The organism is Pseudomonadota bacterium, from assembly GCA_041395565.1.
Lineage (GTDB): Bacteria > Pseudomonadota > Gammaproteobacteria > UBA9214 > UBA9214 > UBA9214.
Window position 1 is genome coordinate 156,166 of record JAWLAI010000006.1, and the last position, 19,789, is coordinate 175,954.

General features: G+C 66.3%; 17 protein-coding genes. 8 read left to right on the forward strand and 9 right to left on the reverse strand.

Annotation, left to right across the window (positions count from 1 at the left end):
- Positions 1 to 65 precede the first annotated feature (65 nt).
- Complete coding sequence (locus R3F42_10485; protein MEZ5542460.1) at positions 66 to 878, forward strand: outer membrane protein assembly factor BamD; 813 nt, start codon at positions 66 to 68, stop codon at positions 876 to 878.
- On the opposite strand, the gene R3F42_10490 is transcribed toward R3F42_10485, so the two are convergent.
- The 3 genes from R3F42_10490 to sucC form a co-directional block, all read right to left on the reverse strand.
- Positions 848 to 2,497, reverse strand: coding sequence for an NAD+ synthase (locus R3F42_10490; protein ID MEZ5542461.1), 1,650 nt, complete (start codon positions 2,495 to 2,497; stop codon positions 848 to 850). The two genes, R3F42_10485 and R3F42_10490, sit on opposite strands and share 31 nt — an antisense overlap.
- Positions 2,498 to 2,959: 462 nt before the next feature.
- Positions 2,960 to 3,832 carry a succinate--CoA ligase subunit alpha gene (gene sucD / locus R3F42_10495; GenBank protein MEZ5542462.1) on the reverse strand — a complete coding sequence of 291 codons (873 nt, stop codon included), beginning with the start codon at positions 3,830 to 3,832 and terminating at the stop codon, positions 2,960 to 2,962.
- A complete protein-coding gene (sucC, locus tag R3F42_10500) occupies positions 3,829 to 4,995 on the reverse strand; it encodes an ADP-forming succinate--CoA ligase subunit beta (GenBank protein ID MEZ5542463.1) in 1,167 nt (388 codons plus the stop codon). The genes sucD and sucC overlap by 4 nt, the downstream gene beginning before the upstream one ends.
- Before the next feature lie 137 nt (positions 4,996 to 5,132).
- Here sucC and R3F42_10505 point away from each other — a divergent pair, with 137 nt between their 5' ends.
- The 6 genes from R3F42_10505 to R3F42_10530 all read left to right on the forward strand — a co-directional run bounded on the left by R3F42_10505 (position 5,133) and on the right by R3F42_10530 (position 12,359).
- The gene (locus tag R3F42_10505) at positions 5,133 to 5,360 is read left to right on the forward strand and encodes a PP0621 family protein (GenBank protein MEZ5542464.1); all 228 of its coding nucleotides are present in this window, start codon (positions 5,133 to 5,135) and stop codon (positions 5,358 to 5,360) included.
- Positions 5,350 to 7,011 (forward strand): ATP-binding protein, encoded by a 1,662-nt coding sequence (locus tag R3F42_10510; protein MEZ5542465.1) that lies wholly within the window; start codon positions 5,350 to 5,352, stop codon positions 7,009 to 7,011. Before R3F42_10505 ends, R3F42_10510 begins: the two co-directional genes overlap by 11 nt.
- The gene (locus R3F42_10515; GenBank protein MEZ5542466.1) at positions 7,008 to 8,363 is read left to right on the forward strand and encodes a sigma-54 dependent transcriptional regulator; all 1,356 of its coding nucleotides are present in this window, start codon (positions 7,008 to 7,010) and stop codon (positions 8,361 to 8,363) included. The genes R3F42_10510 and R3F42_10515 overlap by 4 nt, the downstream gene beginning before the upstream one ends.
- Positions 8,364 to 8,758: 395 nt before the next feature.
- Entirely contained in the window at positions 8,759 to 9,211 is a 453-nt protein-coding gene (locus tag R3F42_10520; protein ID MEZ5542467.1) for a pilin, read from the forward strand.
- Positions 9,212 to 9,492: 281 nt separating this feature from the next.
- On the forward strand, positions 9,493 to 11,466 hold the full coding sequence (locus tag R3F42_10525) for a tetratricopeptide repeat protein (protein MEZ5542468.1): 1,974 nt from the start codon (positions 9,493 to 9,495) through the stop codon (positions 11,464 to 11,466).
- Entirely contained in the window at positions 11,463 to 12,359 is an 897-nt protein-coding gene (locus R3F42_10530) for a glycosyltransferase family 2 protein (protein ID MEZ5542469.1), read from the forward strand. The genes R3F42_10525 and R3F42_10530 overlap by 4 nt, the downstream gene beginning before the upstream one ends.
- Before the next feature lie 38 nt (positions 12,360 to 12,397).
- Here the strand turns inward: R3F42_10530 and R3F42_10535 are convergent, their stop codons facing one another.
- The 6 genes from R3F42_10535 to R3F42_10560 form a co-directional block, all read right to left on the reverse strand.
- Positions 12,398 to 13,534, reverse strand: coding sequence for a glycosyltransferase (locus R3F42_10535; GenBank protein MEZ5542470.1), 1,137 nt, complete (start codon positions 13,532 to 13,534; stop codon positions 12,398 to 12,400).
- Positions 13,531 to 14,445: a hypothetical protein gene (locus R3F42_10540; protein MEZ5542471.1), complete on the reverse strand. Its 915-nt coding sequence runs from the start codon at positions 14,443 to 14,445 to the stop codon at positions 13,531 to 13,533. Before R3F42_10540 ends, R3F42_10535 begins: the two co-directional genes overlap by 4 nt.
- Positions 14,442 to 15,335, reverse strand: a complete 894-nt coding sequence (locus R3F42_10545) for a polysaccharide deacetylase family protein (GenBank protein MEZ5542472.1) — start codon at positions 15,333 to 15,335, stop codon at positions 14,442 to 14,444. Before R3F42_10545 ends, R3F42_10540 begins: the two co-directional genes overlap by 4 nt.
- The gene (locus tag R3F42_10550; protein ID MEZ5542473.1) at positions 15,308 to 16,159 is read right to left on the reverse strand and encodes a sulfotransferase; all 852 of its coding nucleotides are present in this window, start codon (positions 16,157 to 16,159) and stop codon (positions 15,308 to 15,310) included. Before R3F42_10550 ends, R3F42_10545 begins: the two co-directional genes overlap by 28 nt.
- Positions 16,160 to 16,161: 2 nt before the next feature.
- Positions 16,162 to 17,550: a polysaccharide biosynthesis C-terminal domain-containing protein gene (locus R3F42_10555; protein ID MEZ5542474.1), complete on the reverse strand. Its 1,389-nt coding sequence runs from the start codon at positions 17,548 to 17,550 to the stop codon at positions 16,162 to 16,164.
- Between the two features lie 156 nt (positions 17,551 to 17,706).
- A complete protein-coding gene (locus tag R3F42_10560; GenBank protein MEZ5542475.1) occupies positions 17,707 to 18,792 on the reverse strand; it encodes a glycosyltransferase family 4 protein in 1,086 nt (361 codons plus the stop codon).
- 209 nt (positions 18,793 to 19,001) lie between these two features.
- On the opposite strand from R3F42_10560, the gene R3F42_10565 reads away from it, so the two are divergent.
- Positions 19,002 to 19,715 carry a class I SAM-dependent methyltransferase gene (locus R3F42_10565; protein ID MEZ5542476.1) on the forward strand — a complete coding sequence of 238 codons (714 nt, stop codon included), beginning with the start codon at positions 19,002 to 19,004 and terminating at the stop codon, positions 19,713 to 19,715.
- Positions 19,716 to 19,789 lie beyond the last annotated feature (74 nt).

A 19,789-nucleotide genomic window follows, 5' to 3' on the forward strand; every position in this document is an offset into this window, starting at 1 on the left:
CGTCGATATTGGGTTATACTCTCGCGGCATCCGCTTCCGGAACATTCTGACATACACCACAACTCATGCGCCTGACGAGTCTGTTTCTCGCCGCCCTGCTGCTGGTCACCGGCGGCTGTTCGCTCCTGCCCGAGCAGATCGACAAGACCAAGGACTGGTCCGCCAACCAGCTCTACACCGCGGCCAAGGAGGAACTCGGTCAGAAGAACTACGAACAGGCGATCAAGTACTTCGAGAGCCTGGAGGCCCGCTACCCGTTCGGGCAGTATGCCCAGCAGGCACAGCTCGAGATCGCCTACGCCTACTACAAGTTCGAGGAACCGGACCTGGCCATCGCGGCCGCCGACCGTTTCATCAAGATCTACCCGCGCCACCAGAACGTGGATTACGCCTGGTACCTGAAGGGCCTGGTCAACTACAACCGCGGCCGCTCGCTGGTGGACAAGATCCTGCCGCAGGACCCGACCGAGCGCGACACCTATACCATGCGCGCGGCCTATGATGATTTCAACCAGCTCGTGCTGCGCTACCCGGACAGCATCTACACGCGTGACGCCGCCCAGCGCATGATCCATCTGCGCAACAGCATGGCCGAGCATGAACTGCACGTCGCAGATTACTATATGCGCCGCAAGGCCTATATCGCCGCGGCCAACCGCGCCAAGTACGTGATCGAGAACTACCAGCGGACACCGGCCGTGCCCGAGGCCCTGGTGTACATGGTGCGCGCCTACCGCATACTCGGGGCCAACGACCTGGCTGCGGACGCCCTCAAGGTGCTCCGTCTCAACTACCCCGAGCATCCGGAGCTCGCCCGGCTGGACGCGCCCGGCGGCTATCGGGCCGATCAGTCGCCCTCATTCTGGAAGTTCTGGTAACCGCTGGTGATCGGGTAGCGGCGGTCGCGCCCGAACGCCCGCTGGGTGATCCGCACCCCGGGCGGCGCCTGGCGGCGCTTGTATTCGTTGCGGTCGACCAGGGTGGCGACACGCCTGACCACCGCGGCGTCGAAACCGTCGGCCACGATGCGCTCCACGCTCATGTCGCGTTCGATATAACGCTCCAGGATCGGGTCCAGGATCGCATAGGGCGGCAGGCTGTCGCTGTCCTTCTGGTCCGGGGCGAGCTCCGCGGACGGCGGGCGGTCCAGCACCCGCTGCGGGATCACCGCGCCTTGTGCGTTGCGGTAACGCGCCAGCCGGTAGACGAGCAGTTTCGGCACGTCCTTGAGCGGCGCGAACCCGCCGGCCATGTCGCCGTAGAGGGTGGCATAGCCGACCGACATCTCGCTCTTGTTGCCGGTGGTGAGCAGGATGCGGCGCTGCTTGTTCGAAAACGCCATGAGGATGATGCCGCGGCAGCGTGCCTGGATGTTCTCCTCCGTGGTGTCCGCGGGCAAACCCGCGAATGCCGGCGCGAGCACCTCGAGAAAACTCGCAAAGGGCCGCTCGATGGGGATCTCCCGGTACTGCACGCCCAGAGCCGTGGCCTCGGCACGCGCGTCTTCCAGGCTCATCGCCGCGGTATAGCGTGACGGCATCATGACGGCCTCCACCTGCCCCGCGCCGATGGCGTCCACCGCCAGCGTCAGCGTCAGCGCCGAATCCACGCCGCCGGACAGACCCAGCACCGCCCCGTCGAAACCGTTCTTGCGGATATAGTCGCGCACGCCCAGGACCAGCACCTCGTAGACCGCCGCCTCCGTGACCTGGCGTGGCGCACAGGCCGCGGGAAGCGGCACCGCGGCAGCGGCGATGTCGACCGGATACAGTCCCTCCACGCAGGCCGGGGCATGCTGCGTGACCTGGCCTTGCGCATCGACCACGAACGACCCGCCGTCGAATACCAGTTCGTCCTGGCCGCCGACCAGATTGACGTAGATGATGGGCAGGGCGTTCTCCCGCGCGCGCGCGGCGAGCACCTGTTCGCGCTCGTCGCGCTTGCCGGCGTGGAACGGCGAGGCATTGAGGTTGATCAGCACGCGCGCGCCGGCCGCCGCGGCCTGGGCGGCCGGCGCCGCCTGCCAGATATCCTCGCAGATGGTAATGCCGACGGGCAGCTCGCCCAGCATGACGACACAAGGTTGCCCGCCCGGCGTGAAGTAGCGTTTCTCGTCGAACACGCTGTAGTTCGGCAGCAGCTGTTTCTTGTACTGCGCGACGATCGCCCCGTCGCGGCACACCAGCGCGGCGTTGTACAGCAGCCGGCCTTCGAGCAACGGCGCGCCGATGATGGCGGTGATGCCGTGGATCCGCCCGCACAGGCGCTCGAGCGCCGCCTGCACGTGTTCCATGAAATGCGGGCGGAACAGCAGATCCTCCGGCGGGTAACCGGTCAGGGCCAGCTCCGGAAACACCACGACGTCGGCTGCATGCCGATCACGCGCCTCCGTGCAGGCCGCCAGGATCCGGCGCGCATTGGCGTCGATGGCGCCGACCAGGAAGTCGAGCTGGGCCATGACGATGCGGAGGCCATTGGTTTGTTGTTGTGAACTCATGTATTGAATTGCCTCAACATCACGCAATCAATTCAAAATACAAGTTTTTAAATCATAGATGAAGCTTTCGCCCCACCGGGGCGAGGCACTTTTCTTTGCTCCGCCAAAGAAAAGTACCCAAAAGAAAGGCGGCCCGAAGGCTTGCCCGGAACGTCATCTGCGCTGACGGTCCGGGTGCCCTGCGCGGCTCGCCGCTTCGGGCGCTCGCCGAACTCGCAGGATTTGGCGCGCACCCTGTCCGAGGCAAGCCGGAGCGGGATCAACATCCCGCTCCGGCTCCGAGTTGTGCGCGCCCCCGGCCGGGCGAGGAACGCAGGGCACCGGCAGAGCCGGCGCGGCCAGCGGGTGCCCTTCTCTTTGGGGACTTTCTCTTGGGCACGCAAGAGAAAGTCCCTCGCCCGACAGGGCGAAACAGGCGAATCAGCAAAGCGGATATATTGATACAGCGGTCGGATTAGCGGATCAACCGGCCATCGCCCGCTGCATGGCAGCACCGATATCGGCGGGCGAGCGCACCACGGTCACGCCGGCGGCCTCGAGGGCGGCGATCTTGGCAGCCGCCGTGCCCTGCCCGCCGCTGATGATGGCGCCGGCATGGCCCATGCGCTTGCCGGGCGGCGCGGTGACACCGGCGATGTAGGCGACCACGGGCTTGCTGACCCGGTCGCCGATATATTCCGCGGCGCGTTCCTCGTCGGTGCCGCCGATCTCGCCGATCATGACTATGCCGCGGGTATCCGGATCGGCCTCGAACAGCTGCAGGCAGTCGATGAAACCCATGCCGCGGATCGGGTCGCCACCGATGCCGATGCAGGTGCTCTGGCCATAACCGATGCGGCTGGTCTGGAACACCGCCTCGTAGGTCAGCGTGCCGGAACGCGAGACGATGCCGATGCTGCCGGGCTGATGGATGACGCCGGGCATGATGCCGATCTTGCAGCCGCCGGGTGTGATGATGCCGGGACAGTTGGGCCCGATCAGGCGCGCATCGGTCCCGCGCAGCACGGCCTTCACGCGCAGCATGTCCAGCACGGGGATACCCTCGGTGATGCAGACGATGAGGCCGATGCCGGCGGCGGCGGCCTCCAGGATCGCATCGGCGGCGAAGGCGGCCGGCACGTAGATCATGGTGGCATCCGCGCCGGTTGCGGCGACCGCATCCTTCACGGTGTTGAACACGGGCAGCCCGAGATGGGTCTGGCCGCCCTTGCCGGGCGTCACACCGCCGACCAGCCGGGTACCGTAATCCAGCGCCTGCTGCGAGTGGAAGGTGCCCTGCGCCCCGGTGAAACCCTGGCAGATCACGCGCGTGCCGCTGTCGACGAGAACACTCATGCGCCACCGCCGCGGGCGGCCGCGACCGCCTTCTCCGCCGCCTCGGTCAGGTCGCTGGCCGTCTCCACCGCCAGACCGGATTGCGCGATCAGGTCCAGCCCCGCCGCGGCATTGGTGCCTTCCAGACGCACCACGACCGGCACGTTGACCGCCACCTCCGCGATCGCCTGCAGGATGCCCTCGGCGATGAGGTCGCAGCGCACGATGCCGCCGAAGATATTGACCAGGATCGCCTCGACCTGCGGATCGGACAGGATGATCTTGAAGGCCTCGGCGACCTTCGCCGCCGTGGCGCCGCCGCCGACATCGAGGAAATTGGCCGGTGCACCGCCGTGCAGCTGGATGATGTCCATGGTCGCCATCGCCAGTCCGGCGCCATTGACCATGCATGCGATGTTGCCGTTGAGGCGGATGTAATTCAGGCCATGCTGCCGGGCGACGTTCTCACGTGCGTCCTGCTGGCTGGCATCGTGCAGACTGGCCAGCTCCGCATGCCGGAACAGCGCGTTGTCGTCGATATCGAGCTTGGCGTCCAGCGCCAGCAGGTCGCCCGCGGCGGTCACCACCAGCGGATTGATCTCCAGCAGGCTGGCATCGCAGGCATTGACCAGCCGGCAGGCGGCATGGAGCAGCCGGCCGAAGGCACCGATCTGACTGCCCTGCAGACCGAGACCGAAGGCCAGGTTGCGGGTCTGGTAACCCTGCAGACCGACCGCGGGATGCACGCTCTCGGTGAGGATCGCAGCCGGATCGGTCGCGGCGACCTCCTCGATGTTCATGCCACCGGCTGCAGAGGCCATGAGCATGAGCCGCTCGCGCGTACGGTCGACCAGGATGCTGAAATAGATCTCGCGCGCGATGTCGACGACAGGTTCCACCAGCACGCTGTTGACGGGCAGCCCCGCGGCATCGGTCTGCGCGGTCACCAGCCGGCTGCCGAGCAGCGCGGCCACCGCGGCGGCCAGTTCGTCGCGACCGTTGACCAGCCGCACACCGCCGCCCTTGCCGCGACCGCCGGCATGCACCTGCGCCTTCACCACCCAGGCAGCGGCAGCAGCGTCGACGCTGTCGATCGCAGCGGTACGGGTGAGCACCCGGCCGTCGGGAACGGGTATGCCGAACTCGGCGAACAGCTGCTTGGCCTGGTACTCGTGCAGGTGCATTGGCGCAGTGTGGCAACCTTGCGGATATTGATCAAGTGATACCTGATCGGCATTACACGCGGACGGTTTAAAGGTAGTATGATCGCCGCATCGCCACATGCGCCGCGGCCCGGGCAGAGACGACACGAACCGATTCAATGCGCACCCTCCTGATCTTCATCGCGCTGGCGCTGATCGTCATGATCGGCAGGCAGCTGCTGCGCAAACCGCACATCAGCACACGCACACCCGCCAAGACCGGACAGATGGTCCGCTGCGCGCACTGCGGCATGTACGTGCCGCAGCACGAGGCCTGCATGCAGGACGGCGTCAGCTATTGCAGCGCAGAGCACCGCACCGCGGCGCGGGGCACCCATGACGTCTGAGGTCAGCGCGCAGGTACTGCAGCGGGGCCCGGCCGACCCGCCGGCCGCAGCCGCAGGGCCGGCATGGAAGCCGCTCCGACTGCTCACCTTCTACCGCACGATCCTCGCGGGGCTGCTCACGGTGCTGTATTTCACCACCGGCGGCGAAACGGCGCACGACCCGATGGTGCCGGGCCTGTACGGCTCCACCTGCCTCGCCTACCTGGCCTTCAGCCTGGTCGCGGGCTTTGCCGCGCGCCTGCGCTGGCCCGGCTTCGAACTGCAGGTCATCGCGCAGATCCTGGTCGACATCGGCTGCGTCACGCTGCTGATCCACGCCAGCGGTGGCCTGGCGAGCGGGCTCGGCATCCTGCTGGTCATCACGGTCGCCACCGGCAGCATCCTGATCCAGGGCCGCATGGCCTTCATGTTCGCCGCGGTGGCCACGCTGGCGGTCATGGGCGAGCATTTCTACAGCCGGATGCTGCGCAACTTGCCGCGGGAGACAGACTACACTCACGCCGGCCTGCTGGGCCTGGCGCTGTTCGCCAGTGCCGGCCTGACCTACCTGCTGGCGCGCAGGATCCGGGACAGCGAATCGCTGGCACGACGCCGGGCCGTCGACCTCGCCAATCTCGCCCGGCTCAATGCCCATATCGTGCAACGCCTGCAGGCCGGCATCATTGTCACGGACCACGAACACCGCATCGTCCTGATCAACGACACGGCCCGCAAGCTGCTCCACGCACCAGCGGCGGGCACCGGCCAGCCACTCGCCGATCTGTCGGAGGCACTGTACGGCAAGCTGCAGGCGTGGCTGCACGCCCCCGCCAGCCAGCCCAGCCTGCTCAAGGGCGCTGCGCACGGCGCCAGCCTCCTGCCGCATTTCACGCGCCTGGATTCCTCGAGCGGCCCCGGTGCGCTGATCTTTCTGGAGGACATGGCGGCCATGGAACGCCAGGCGCAGCAGATCAAGCTGGCCTCGCTCGGACGCCTAACGGCCAGCATCGCGCACGAGATCAGGAATCCGCTCGGCGCCATCAGCCATGCCGCCCAGCTGCTCAACGAGCAGGAGATCCTGGCCGCCGAGGACCGCCGCCTGGCGGCGATCATCGGTGACAACTCGGCACGGGTGAACCTGATCGTGGAGAACGTCCTGCAGCTGTCCCGTCCCAACTCGTCGATTCCCCAGGTCCTCGGGCTCGCATCCTGGGTCGAGCGGTTCACCGCCGAATTCGCGCACAGCGGCAGCATCGATCCGGCCCGGATCAGCTGCACGGTGGCACCGGACGACATCGAGATCAGCATGGACCCGAGCCTGCTGCACCAGGTGGTCTGGAACCTGTGCCAGAACGCCGTCCATCACAATCGCACGGAGCGGCCGGTACGCGTGCAGCTGGTGGGCGGCCTGACGGCTACCCCGGGTGTCGCACATCTTGATATCATCGACGACGGTTCCGGCATCGAACCCGACATGACCGACAAGATATTCGAGCCCTTCTTCACCACGCACCGCAGCGGCACCGGTCTCGGGCTGTACATTGCGCGTGAACTCTGCGAAACCAGCGGTGCCCACCTCGACTATCACACGGTAGCCACCGGCGGCAGCCGCTTCCGCATCACCTTCCCGGCCAGCGGTGTGACCGCACTGCCGGCACGGCGCATTTCATGAGCAGGCCACTGGCGCTCGTCGTCGACGACGAACCCGATATCCGTGAACTGCTCGAGCTGACGCTGGGCCGGATGGACATCGACACGCGCAGTGCGGCCGGCTACGCAGAGGCCCGTGCCCTGCTGGACACGACCCGCTTCGATATCTGCCTCACCGACATGCGCCTGCCTGACGGCGACGGCCTGGACCTGGTGCGCTACATACAGGAGCACATGCCGGAACTGCCGGTCGCGGTCATCACCGCCTACGGCAGCATGGATACCGCGGTGGAGGCCCTCAAGGCCGGCGCCTTCGACTTCATCTCCAAGCCGGTCAACCTGCCCGTGCTGCGCAATCTCATCACCAGTGTGCTGAAGCTGTTCGACGAAAGCCGGCCGCGTGAACGCCGCAGCCGCGACAGTCTGCTGGGCGATTCGGACGTCATGCGCGCCATCCGCTCCACCATCGAAAAGCTCTCGCGCAGCCAGGCGCCGATCTACATCTGTGGCGAATCCGGCACCGGCAAGGAACTCGTGGCCAGGCTGATCCACAGCAAGGGCCCGCGCGCCGACCGGCCGTTCGTACCGGTCAACTGCGGCGCGATCCCGTCCGAGCTCATGGAAAGCGAGTTCTTCGGGCATCGCAAGGGCAGTTTCACGGGCGCGAACAGCGACAAGGACGGCCTGTTCCAGGTCGCCGCCGGCGGCACCCTGTTTCTCGACGAGGTGGCGGAGCTGCCGCTGCACATGCAGGTCAAGCTGCTGCGCGCGATCCAGGAGAAGGCCGTGCGTCCGGTCGGGGCCCAGCGCGAGATTTCGACCGACGTGCGCATCCTCTCGGCCACCCACAAGGAACTCGCCGAGCAGGTCGCAAACGGCCAGTTCCGCCAGGACCTCTACTACCGCCTCAACGTCATTGCGCTCAAGGTGCCGCCGCTGCGCGAACGCAGCGAGGACATTCCCATGCTGGCCGCGCACTTCCTCGCCAAGCTCGCGCGCCAGAGCGCGCAGCCCGATCTCGCGCTCAGCGACGACGCCCTGCAGGCCCTCATGGCCTATAGCTTTCCCGGCAACGTCCGCGAGCTGGAAAACATCCTCGAGCGCGCCACCACCCTGTGCGAGGGACATGTCATCAGCCGCGCCGACCTGCACCTGCCGATCACCGGCACCCTGCCCGGGACGCTGGGCGGTGACGCGGCGCACCCGCTGGAGCCGGGCACGGTGCCGCTGGATACCTACATGGACAACATCGAGAAGGATGTGCTGATCAAGGCGCTGGAACAGACCCGATACAACAAGACCGCCGCCGCCAAGAAACTCGGGATCACCTTCCGCGCCCTGCGCTACCGGCTCAAGAAACTGGGACTTGACTAGCACCACTCCCGCGGCATCATGAACCCGGCGCACGGCGATAACGCCGGCTGGCGCACGGAATCCGGGTCACAAACTGACGCCCAGCGTCACAATCTGACCCGGACAGTGCGACGCCGCGCAAGGTTACGGCCGGCTCGAGGCAGGCAGTTTTCCTTGGCCGCATCGGCATACGGCCGCCACGACAAAAATAAGATACTGTTAAATAAGCATATTTTTATCCGCGGGCGGATAGGGCACAGCGCAGCCCCGTAAGCGGCAATTTTCTGGCACGGAAAATGAATAGCTATTGCCAGCCAAAGAAAGCGGGCGTTTGTCCGATACAAGGCTGTCAGGTGGCTCGGACCGGGCAACCACACAACTCGTTACCACTGTTCATGTACATGAGAGGAAACACCATGAAACTGCAAAAGGGTTTTACACTGATCGAACTTATGATCGTTATCGCGATCATCGGTATCCTGGCTGCCATCGCCATCCCGGCCTACCAGGACTACACCATCCGCGCCAAGGTGGGTGAGGGTCTGAACCTGGCCGGCGCCGCCAAGCTGGCGGTCTCCGAGACCTATGACTCCACCGGCAACTTCCCGACCAGCCAGGCGCAAGCCGGCCTGCCGTCGGCAGCCAGCATCACCGGCGCCTACGTCTCTAGCGTGACCCTGGCCGCCAATACCGGCGTGATCACGATCGGCTTCAAGAACAACCTGGGCGGCAACCCGACGGCGAATGCCACCAACATCGATCTGATCCCGAACACCAATGCCGGTTCGGTCGAGTGGGACTGCACCTTCGGCAACGGCACCAGCGGCAGCCAGACTCCGCAGAAGTACCGTCCGGCCAACTGCCGTTAATCACGCAGTATCTGCCGCAATATGGAACGCCCCGGTTCGCCGGGGCGTTCTTTTTTATTTGAACGCACGGTTGCCGACAGTACACTAGCGGGCGCGCGGACGGCGCGCCGGCCGCGTTTCCGCACTCACACAGCCGCCACGGGAGCCCCGGCATTGCAGATCCACCCGCCGCACAGCACCGACCGCACTGCCGCAGCCCTACCTGCCGGGTTAACTACCGTCGCAGCGACGCAGTGCACACCACTCCCGGGGGCTCGCCGCACGAATTGCCCGGCCCGCCCATGACCCGCTCACTGCCGCTGCTGTCACCCGCCGGCTGGCTCATCCTGCTGCTGTGCGCACTGACCGTCGCCATCTACTGGCCCGGTTTGTCGGGCGACTACATGTTCGACGACCGGCCCAACCTGCTGGAGAACCGGCAACTGGAACTGGAGTCGCTGGACCTGGACAGCCTGGCGGCGGCGGCCTGGTCGTCCAGTGCCGGCCAGCTGCGCCGGCCGGTCAGCATGGCGAGCTTCGCCCTGAACCGCTATTTCTTCGGGATCGCACCGTGGTCCTACAAGGTCGTGAACCTGTGCATCCACCTGCTGACCGGCCTGGGCCTGTGGCTGCTCGGACGCCAGCTCGTGCGTGCGTACCGGCAACACCGCGACCCGGCATTTCCCGCCGCGGCCGCAGCCTGGCTGCCGGCCGTGGTCGCCGGGCTGTGGCTGGTGCACCCGCTCAACCTCAGCACCGTGCTCTACATCGTCCAGCGCATGGCGGGCCTGTCGGCGCTGTTCAGCGTCGCCGGCCTGTACCTCTACCTGCACGGCCGGCTGCGCATGCGCGCGGGCAGGCCGGGACTGCCCTGGCTGCTCGCCGGGCTGCTGGGCTGCGGCAGCCTGGCCGTGCTCAGCAAGGAAAACGGCATCCTGCTGCCCGTGTTCATGCTGGTGCTGGAGTCCACCCTGTTCGGATTCCGCGACGCGCACGGTCGGCGCGACCGCCGCATCGTTGCGCTGTTCCTGCTCTGCGTGGCACTGCCCGCGCTGCTGGCGCTCGGCATCCTGCTGATCGAGCCCCGCATCATCGCCAACTACACCCACAAGACCTTCACCCCGTGGCAGCACGTGCTGACCGAGGCCCGGGTGCTGATGTTCTATCTCAAACAGATCATCATGCCCTCGCTCAACGAACTGGGGCTGTACCACGACGATATCGCCCTCTCGCACGGACTGCTGACGCCCCCCACCACCCTGCTGTCGCTGCTGGGCATCGCGGGCCTGCTGGCGCTGGCCGCCGCGCTGCCGGCGCGGCTGGCGCTGATCCGCCTGGGCATACTCTGGTTCTTCGCCGGCCACCTGCTGGAATCGACCGTCATCCCGCTGGAACTCGCCCACGAGCACCGCAATTACCTGGCCGACTACGGCATCCTGCTGGCGCTGGGCGCAGCGGTCTGCACGCTGCGCTTGCGCGACCATGCCACCCTCATTCGCGCGGGCAGCGCGGGGCTGTTCCTGCTGCTGTTCGCCTACACTACCTGGATCCGGGCGGGACAGTGGTCCGATAACGTGCAGCATGCCATCTTCGAGGCCCTGCACCATCCCGCGTCGCCGCGCGCGGTGTTCGCGGCCGGCCGCATCCATGCACGCCTGGCGCTGCAGGGCGTCAGCGCCAGCGAGACGGAGGCCTACCGCTACCTGGAACAGGTCCGCCGCCTCGATCCGCACAACATCATGCCGGAGGTCACGCTGATCCTGCTCGACGCCTACCTCGACAAGCCGGTCGATCCTGCGTATTTTGACGCCATCCGGCAGAAACTGGCCGCGTACCCGGTGTCGACGACGGATATCGTCAGTCTCAAGGAGCTGACCGAGTGCATCGACAAGCACTGCAACATCCCCCACCAGGAGATGGACGCGCTGCTCAGACTCGCGCTCGACAAGAGCCGGGCGTCGCAGCTACTGACGATCTACGGCTTCTTCCGCATCAACAAGCTCGGGGATTTCACTACCGGGCTCGCGCTGTTCCGCGAGGTGGTCGAGCGCTATCCGCGTGAAGCCCAGCACTGGATCAACCTGGTCAACCTGCTGATCGTCATGGAACGCTACGCGGAGGCCGAGCAGACGCTGGCCCGCTTCCGCGCCGCGGGTAGTTACGGCGGCAGCGACAGCCTGTACGATATGCTCGCTGACGAAATCAGGACAGCGCGCAGGGTGAATACGGCGCAAACCACCGGCACGGACCCGACAACCAGCGAGAACCTGCCATGAACCCGGAAATCAGCATCATCCTGCCTGCCAAGAACGAGGCCGAAAGCCTGAAGACGCTGCTGCCCGTGCTGCAGACGCGGTTTCCGCAGGCCGAGATCATGGTCGTCAACGACGGCTCGACCGACACCACCGCCGAGGTCTGCCGGGCGCAGGGCGTGCGCGTGGTCTCGCATGTCTATTCCATGGGCAACGGCGCCGCGATCAAGACCGGGGCGCGCAACGCCAGCGGCAACGTCCTGGTGTTCATGGATGCCGACGGCCAGCACGATCCCGCGGATATCCAGGCCTTGCTCGACGGCATCGACCGGGGCTACGACATGATGGTGGGCGCGCGGCACCTCGACAGCCATGCCTCGCTGACACGCCGGATCGGCAACATGTTCTACAACCGGCTGGCCACCTGGATGACGGGATATCCCATCCTCGACCTGACCTCGGGTTTCCGCGCCGCGCGGGCACGGCATTTCAAGAAATTCCTCTACCTGCTGCCCAACCGCTTTTCCTATCCGACCACGAGCACCATGGCATTCTTCCGCTCCGGGCTGTCGGTCGGCTACACACCCATCCAGGCGCAGCTGCGCAGCACCGATACCCGCAGCCACATCCGGCTGTTCCACGACGGTTTCCGCTTCCTGATCATCATCGTCAAGATCGGCGCACTGTTCTCGCCGATGCGCTTCTTCCTGCCCGTCAGCGGTGTCCTGTTGGCGACCGGCCTCAGCTACTATGCGTATACCTATTTTGCCTGGGGACGGCTGACCAACATGAGCGCGATCCTGTTCCTGTCGGCGCTGCTGACCTTCCTCATAGGCATCGTCTCGGAGCAGATCTCGGCACTGCACTACAAGGATATCGTCGAGACCAAACGCCGCACGGAGCGTGACGGCGAGTAGCGTGCAGCGGCATCCCGCGGTCTGCCGCCGCAGCGCCGCTAGGCCGTAGCCGGCCCCTGCACGGCAGCGAACAGTTCGAGGTGGGCCTGCACCGCCCGCTCGAGGCTGAATTCCCGCTGTATCAATTCAAAACCCGCCTGTCCCATCGCCGCCAGCCGGTCGCGCGGCAGCGTAGCGGCGGCGACGAGTGCGGTGGTCAGCGCGGGCGCAGCGTCGATCGCGACCGTCCAGCCGCACGCGGGTGTGATGAAGCGGTCGATGCCGCCACAACGGCTGACGATGACCGGCCGGCCCAGCGCCAGCGCCTCGAGTGCCACGTTGGCCATGCCCTCCCAGCGTGACGGCAGCACCAGCACATGCGCCTGCCGGATGCGCATGGCGACGTCCGCCGCTTCCAGCACGCCGTGAAAGCGCACGTGGGCCGCGATCCCGAGCCGCCGCGCCTGGTCCTGCAGCCGCTCCCGGTCGGGTCCGTCACCCACCAGGTCGAGTACGAGTGCCGCGCCCTGGCCACGCGCCGCGGCCACCGCGTCCAGCAGCAGGTCGACGCCCTTCTGCCGGCGCAGCCCGCCGATGAACAGCAACTGCAGCGGTTTGCCATCGGAGAGGGGTGCGGGTGCAGGCGCCTGTACGACACCGTTGTGAATGTGACTCCAGCGGCCCGGCCGGATTGCGAGACTCTTTATCTCCTCGGCGATCCCCGGCGAGATCAGGTTGATGGCGTCGCACTGCGCTGACAGCAGCGCGACCAGGGCACGCGAGCCGGGAAAGCGACGGATAAATTCGGCGTCGCCGCCGGGGCCGGAACTGGCCGGGCAGGCGACCAGCGGCCGGCGCACCAGTCGCAGCTGTTTCAGCAAGGCGACGGAACAGGCGCTGTCGGTCAGGAAGCGGCAGTAGATCACGTCGTACCGGCCGCGCTGCCGGAACAGGACACGGCAGACCGAGAGGAAGTAGCTGAGCGCGCGCCCGGCCCGGCCGAGCCCGCCCCGGACCGGCGCCCGGCACAGCCGGATCGTGGCGCCGTCAACGGTGATTGCGGTATCCGGCAGACACGATCCGGCCACCGTGACCTGGTGGCCCAGCCGTGCCCAGCCCTCGACCAGCAAGCGCACCTGGCGCTCCGCCCCGCCGGGGACATAGGGCGTCAGGTTGCCGAAGACGAGGATCCTCATCCGCCGTCTGCCGTGCGGGATGACAGCACCTGCCGCAGCGCGCGCCCCTGCCGGACGACGGCGCGGCCGCAGTGCGAGGCGAGCGCACGGAACAGGGTGCGGCGATAGCGCAGCCACAGCCTGCCCGTTTTGCTGTGCCATGCCGGTGCCAGTAGTTCGGTCAGCGCCTCCTCGCTGCGCGCGGCCAGCGCGCTGCAAACGTCGCCGACATCCGCATCGGTGTACGAACCCGTGCCCAAAGGCGCCTGGCCTGCCAGCACCGACTGTGCGCCCAGCAAGGCCAGCAAGCGGCGACGGTCACCCGCCCGCAGCCAGGTCGCGCGGATACCATCCAGCAGCTGCCACTGGAATCCGGCCTGGGCCGTGTCCAGCCACCGGCGCCGCGCCTGTACGATCTTGCTCGCCCGGTGCACGCCAAAGCGATAGGCCTGCAGCGGCGCCGGATCCGGCGAGTGTTCCGCCACCGGGGAAGGATAGCCGGTGATGACCGCTTTCCGGCCCGGCCGCTCCGGATCCGGGTCCACGAACAGCCCTTCGTCACCATGCCGCCAGCGCACGCGGTTGGAGAACGCATGCAACCCGGTAATCGGCAGATCCGACATCCAGTCATGCACCATGAATACCGCGTGATCGAGGTCGGGCGCGCGCTCGAACACCGCGACGATGCGCGCCAGCGCAGCCGTGGAGTTCAGCACCATATCGGCATCCAGCTTGATGAACATGTCGTAGTCGTGACGGTTCTCCATGAACCAGTCGTACAGCACGCGGTGCGCCTCCGCGTTGCCCAGCCCCGAAAATATCCGGTGCTCCCAGTTGCGGTAATCCTGGGCGGACAGTGCGGCGATACAGCTGTCGCGCTCCTGCTCGTCGACATGCAGCGTGCCGATCAGTATGCGCGGCTGCTGCCTCATGCCGGCTCCTGCAGACCATCCAGATAGCCGGCGATCGGCATGCGCGGCAGCGCCATCCGGTTCCGGTTGCCCGCGAGCGTGCCTGGCTGCGTGCCGAAACCGAGCCGGTAGCCGGCACGCCGGGCAAGCAGACGGGTCAGCGCGGTGTTCGCGCCATACGGATAGGCAACCAGATCCACCCTCCGTCCCAGTTCCCGCTCCAGCCGCGAGCGGCTGTGCCGCAGCTCGCCGTACACCTCGAGCGGATGCGGCCGGGACAGCAGGATGTGACTGCGGCCATGCGCACCCACGGTGACCAGGGGATGCCGATCCAGCTCACGGATGCGGGCCCAGTCGAGATAGCCCCCGTCCGCGGCGGCCGGTGCCGCGGGATTCAGCTGCCGCAGCGCGTCCATATAGCGTTGCCTTCCGCGCCGGCCTTGCGGGCGGAGCCACAGGCGCAGACGCCGGTACACGGCGCTGCGTGCGCTATCATCCGCCAGTGCAAGCGGACCCTCGTTCGGACAGACCAGTTCCCGGCGGCCGGCAAGCAGCGTGGCCAGCAGCGTCTCGTACGCTTCGAGCTCGCGGTCCGCAAAACCGGTCGTGATGAAGATCACACAGGGTACCCGGTACTGTTCCAGCAGGGGCAGCGCCTCGGTATAGATATCCGCGTAGCCATCGTCGAAGGTGAGCAGCACGCAACCCGGTTGCGCGGGCTGCCCGCTGGCCAGACGCGCCAGCCACCCGGCATCCGGCCTATGCGTCGCGATGGCGGCCAGCAGCCGCTCCAGGCCGGCGGGGGTCAGCGCGTCCGACCCGTCAGCGCCCGGGCCGCTCACCGCTTCACGCAGCACCCTGTGGCCATAGAGGATGACCGAGTTCATGGCGCCGGCGGCGGCTGCTTCCATACCGCCAGATCGAGACCCAGCAGCGTTTCCAGCCGGTTGATTTCCGGCGTGCAGATCTCCAGCAGTTCCCGGTACAGCGGTGCCGGTATGCCCTCCAGGTATTCCCTGCGCCCGGACAGCAGGCGGTAGGCGCCGCTGCGCTGGATGCCGCGTGCGGCCGGTTCCGGCAGGCTGCGCACCGCCTTTTCCGTCACCTCGCCCACCAGCCGGCCGACCAGCGTCTGCCGCGGGCTGGCGGCGTTGCGCCTGCGGTTCAGGATGGAAGGCTCGAAATCACGGTCCAGTGCGGCGAATGCCAGCAGCTCGTCGAGAAATCCGCGGGGATCCTGCTGCAGCTGCTCGAAACGCTGCACCAGCAGCGCCGAGCGTGGAAAATGATCGAGAAAGCGCGCGATGTGCTCGGCGTAGAAACCGGTCTCCAGGTAACTCTGGAACAGATCATAGTTGCGCAGGCAATCCGCGAACTCGAAACGGATCGTCAGCTTCTTCTTCTCGTGCCAGTAGTGCGAGAACGCCCGCTCGATCGGGTTGCGCAGGCAGAAGATGATGCGTGCCCCGGGGTTGTCAGCGGCCATGCGGCGCGGCGCCCAGGTCGACCTGAGATAGGTGGGCGTCGGATCGAACAGCTGCTGCCCCGGCCGCGCGTGGGCAAAGGCCTGCGCGTACCAGTCGGGGCCGCGCGCGTAGAACATGTCGTAGTAGTGGATGGTGTCCCGCGGCGGACAGCACACCCCGGCATGCTCGCGGAGACATTCGTAGATCCAGGTGGTGCCGCTCTTTTGCGGACCCACGTGGAAGATATCGACTTTAGGTGCAGCGCACATGCCTAGATTCCCATGCTCTTCGTCAATTTGATGCCACCCTGCAGGGCCCTGCCCAGGGTAACGACCAGTGCCGCGCACAGCAGTGCCAGCCCCTCTGCCGACCGGTCCGTGGCAACCAGGTAAATGCCCGCGTTGCCTGCCGTCATCACTCCCAACGCCAGCGGCCCGGTCGTGCGCAAGCCGTAGATCCGATAGCACTGCCACCAGTTCAGCAGATTGATCGCCACCAGGCTCAGCAGGGTGCCCAGCGCTGCGCCGACGATACCAAGCCAGGGGATGAGCACAAGATTGGTTACGAACAACAGCGCCAACAGCACCCAGACCGAGGCCAGCAATTGCGTGGCATGCCCGCCCATCTTCAGCGCGTTTCCCACCGGGCCGAAGCTGCAGGCGAACACATGCGTGGCGAGCAGCACGTACATGACGGGGAGTGCATCCGCATAGCTGCCGAATAGGCCGAGCAGCGCGGGGCCAAACAGCACGAGCAGCAGCGCGACGGCGAGGACGGCGAGGAGCGACAGCCAACGGTGGCGATCGTACTCGTACATCATGCCGGCCAGGTCGGACGCGCCGAGCGCCGCACCGATACGCGGCAGCGTCACCTGGCCGAGCAGCTGGTTGCCGAGCAGGGCGAACGCCGCCGCGCGCGAGGCCAGGGCATAGGCGGCAGTGGCGTCGAGGGTCGTGAGCAGACCGACCATGATGATGTCGATGTTGTCGATACCGGAACGGACCAGGCCGATGAGTGCCATGTGTCCGGCGTAGCGCCTGCCGGCAGCGTCGATTCCGCCCGCCTGTCCGCGCAGGGCGCCGCTGTCGATACGGTACAGCAGCATCGGGACCCAGGCACTGATGACGATCACCAGCAGGTAGAGATCGACGTCCGGGATGAACAAGCCGAGCGGCAGGAAACACAGGAGGCGGATGGCGTCGCTGGCGCGCGGTATCAACAGCGCCTTCCTGAAATCCTGCCGGCCCTGGTGCCAGGCAGCGAACACATTCGCGGCTGCCAGCGCCGGTATCGTGGCCGCCAGCGCCGCGTAGACGGGCAGGTTCGCGCTGTGCGCCACGTAGCGGGTGTTGATGAAACCGTAGGCCAGGAAAGCGGCGGCGACAGCGAGCGAGATCCTGGTTGCGCGGCCGCTCGCGGCGGCCAGCAGCGGCAGCTGCGGTTCCGCGCTGCGCTGTGAACTGCGATAGAGCAGCAGCTGGTCGAGCCCGAAGCTGCCGATCACCACTGCGATCGCAGCCAGACTCCCGGCATACGCATAGACACCGTACACCTCGCGCCCAGCGAGATTGAATGCCCAGATCACGACGAAGCTCGTGCCGAGCGCAAGCAGGCGCGCTGCCAGACCTATGAACAAACCGCTGTAGTAATTATCGGCCATGGCTCTGCCCGGCGCCGCCGAGATGCACTGCTGCCCTCGCGTCGCGCGCGCTGACCGACAGCGACATGCCCCGCCGCGCCGGAATCGGTAACCTGTTGTTTATGTGTAAATAAGAGACACGCACGCCCCAGTGTATCGGCCACGGTCCAGGCACGTTTATGCACCGCGAGACAGGGTTTCCAGCAGGGCCTGCTCCAGGCGCCGGCCGGAACTGTCCCAGTCCGGCAGCACGCCGTAGTCGACGGCATCCTGCTGCAGCGCCCATTCCAGCGCCGCGCACAGGGCCTGCGGATCGGCCGGCGGTACCAGGTGCGGCGACGCGTCGCCCAGGATCCATGCGGTCGCGGGCGTACGGGTAGCGACCACCGGAACCCGGCAGCTCATGGCCTCGTACAGCTTCACCGGATAACTGTAATCACCGAATGCCGAGCGCCGGTTGGTCACTACCAGGACATCCATGCAGTTCAACAGCACGGGCATGAGCGCATCCTCGATGTAGCCCAGCGAGTGCACCTCGTCGGGTAGCGGCACGTTTCGCCAGGTGCGCCCGGAATGCACGAGCATGGCATCGGGACAACCGGCCTGCAGGCACGCGAATGCATCGAACAACACCTCGACACCGCGGCTGCGATGCATGGAGCCGCAGTAACCGACCAGTTTCCGCTGCAACGGCAGGCCCATACGCTGCCGGCATGCAGCGCGATCCAGCGGCACGAATCCGATGGGATCGGGCGCCATCGGCACGACCACCGCGGCACGGCCGGGCCGTCCGGAGGACATCAGCGCCGCCAGCCCCGGACCGGCGGCGGTCAGCAGGTCGGCACGCCGCAGCGCGCGACGCCAGCGCCAGTGCAGGGGTTTGCACCAGGGCAGGTAGCTCTCGTAGTTGTCGTAGGCGTCGATCGCGCTGCAGCACCCGTGGCGCCGGCTGAAATGCACCGCGAGCATACCGTAGTAGGTATCGGACAGTCCGACGATGCAGTCGGGGCGTCCACCACGTATGGTACGCTCGATCTCATGCAGATAACGCAGGGGATGACGCGGGCTGAACGGCACCGACAGCCAGTCAAAGCCGTGGGCCTGGTGCGCCACCGGCGCGCCGTGCCGGTAGTCGAGCAGCAGCAGTTGCACCTGGTGACCCTGCGCTGCCAGATGGCGCGGGAGGTGGAAGAAACGCCCGTAGGGACTCGAGACGAGATCGCGTCCCATGGGATGCCGCTTGCAGAGGAACAATAGTTTCAAGGGCCAGAGTCACACGGTTGTGATAGCGGCAGGATCCGCACCTGCCCTATTGACAAGATACTCAATGGCAATAATATCCGGCCGATTATACTCGCATTCGATCCCCACCATATGATCCGTGCAGCAGGCAGTCGCACCAGTCCGGACGGATACGGGCCAGGAAATTGAGCAGAGATTATCAATATGGCTTCTCGGCAAGCAGCCCGTCCATGTTCGAGACCGGCATCAGGGAACGCAAGGCCCGCACCATGGTGGCGGTGCTCGAGGATTGCCTGCCCGGCCCGTTGGCAGACTACAGGCTGCTGAACGTCGGCGGCTCGGCCGGCATCATCGACGACCATCTCGCTCGGCATCTCGGCCAGGTCGTCGGTATCGACATCGACGCGCCAGCCATCGACCATGCACGACGCCATTTCAGCCGCGCCAATCTCGAGTTCCTCGTCGGCGACGCCCTCAATCTGCCCTTCCCTGCCGCGAGCTTCGATGTGGTGATCTGTTCGCAGGTATATGAACATGTCACCGACCCGCAGCAGATGTTCCGGGAAATCCACCGGGTGCTGAAGCACGGCGGCGTCTGTTATTTCGCCGCCGGCAATCGGCTGATGTGGAATGAGCCGCACTACAACCTGCCGCTGCTGTCCGTGCTGCCGCGCCCGCTGGCGCATGTGTATATCCGTCTGGCCGGCAAGGCACGCCACTACCATGAAAAGCACCTCAGCTACTGGGGCCTCAGGAAACTGGTACGCAACTTTTCCTGCCAGGACTACACCAGGCGTCTGGTAACCGAACCGGACAAGTATCATACCGCTTACCTGATCAGGCCGGGTTCGCTCAAGGCCGCACTCGCCCGCTTGCTGCTGCGGCTCGCCTATTGGGCCTTTCCCGGGTATATCTGGGTCCTCAGGAAGGACTCCCATTCCTGACATGCGCCGCGCCGACCCCGGTTTCCGCTGCTACCGGCCTCCGGCAGCAGCCACCCGCACCCCGCCAAGGGTGG

What these genes read in the sequence shown, in the direction of transcription:
- R3F42_10485 (MEZ5542460.1), top strand. Translation starts at nt 66, where the DNA reads ATGCGCCTGACGAGTCTGTTTCTCGCCGCCCTGCTGCTGGTCACCGGC.
- R3F42_10490 (MEZ5542461.1), bottom strand. Translation starts at nt 2,497, where the DNA reads ATGAGTTCACAACAACAAACCAATGGCCTCCGCATCGTCATGGCCCAG.
- sucD (MEZ5542462.1), bottom strand. Translation starts at nt 3,832, where the DNA reads ATGAGTGTTCTCGTCGACAGCGGCACGCGCGTGATCTGCCAGGGTTTC.
- sucC (MEZ5542463.1), bottom strand. Translation starts at nt 4,995, where the DNA reads ATGCACCTGCACGAGTACCAGGCCAAGCAGCTGTTCGCCGAGTTCGGC.
- R3F42_10505 (MEZ5542464.1), top strand. Translation starts at nt 5,133, where the DNA reads ATGCGCACCCTCCTGATCTTCATCGCGCTGGCGCTGATCGTCATGATC.
- R3F42_10510 (MEZ5542465.1), top strand. Translation starts at nt 5,350, where the DNA reads ATGACGTCTGAGGTCAGCGCGCAGGTACTGCAGCGGGGCCCGGCCGAC.
- R3F42_10515 (MEZ5542466.1), top strand. Translation starts at nt 7,008, where the DNA reads ATGAGCAGGCCACTGGCGCTCGTCGTCGACGACGAACCCGATATCCGT.
- R3F42_10520 (MEZ5542467.1), top strand. Translation starts at nt 8,759, where the DNA reads ATGAAACTGCAAAAGGGTTTTACACTGATCGAACTTATGATCGTTATC.
- R3F42_10525 (MEZ5542468.1), top strand. Translation starts at nt 9,493, where the DNA reads ATGACCCGCTCACTGCCGCTGCTGTCACCCGCCGGCTGGCTCATCCTG.
- R3F42_10530 (MEZ5542469.1), top strand. Translation starts at nt 11,463, where the DNA reads ATGAACCCGGAAATCAGCATCATCCTGCCTGCCAAGAACGAGGCCGAA.
- R3F42_10535 (MEZ5542470.1), bottom strand. Translation starts at nt 13,534, where the DNA reads ATGAGGATCCTCGTCTTCGGCAACCTGACGCCCTATGTCCCCGGCGGG.
- R3F42_10540 (MEZ5542471.1), bottom strand. Translation starts at nt 14,445, where the DNA reads ATGAGGCAGCAGCCGCGCATACTGATCGGCACGCTGCATGTCGACGAG.
- R3F42_10545 (MEZ5542472.1), bottom strand. Translation starts at nt 15,335, where the DNA reads ATGGAAGCAGCCGCCGCCGGCGCCATGAACTCGGTCATCCTCTATGGC.
- R3F42_10550 (MEZ5542473.1), bottom strand. Translation starts at nt 16,159, where the DNA reads ATGTGCGCTGCACCTAAAGTCGATATCTTCCACGTGGGTCCGCAAAAG.
- R3F42_10555 (MEZ5542474.1), bottom strand. Translation starts at nt 17,550, where the DNA reads ATGGCCGATAATTACTACAGCGGTTTGTTCATAGGTCTGGCAGCGCGC.
- R3F42_10565 (MEZ5542476.1), top strand. Translation starts at nt 19,002, where the DNA reads ATGTTCGAGACCGGCATCAGGGAACGCAAGGCCCGCACCATGGTGGCG.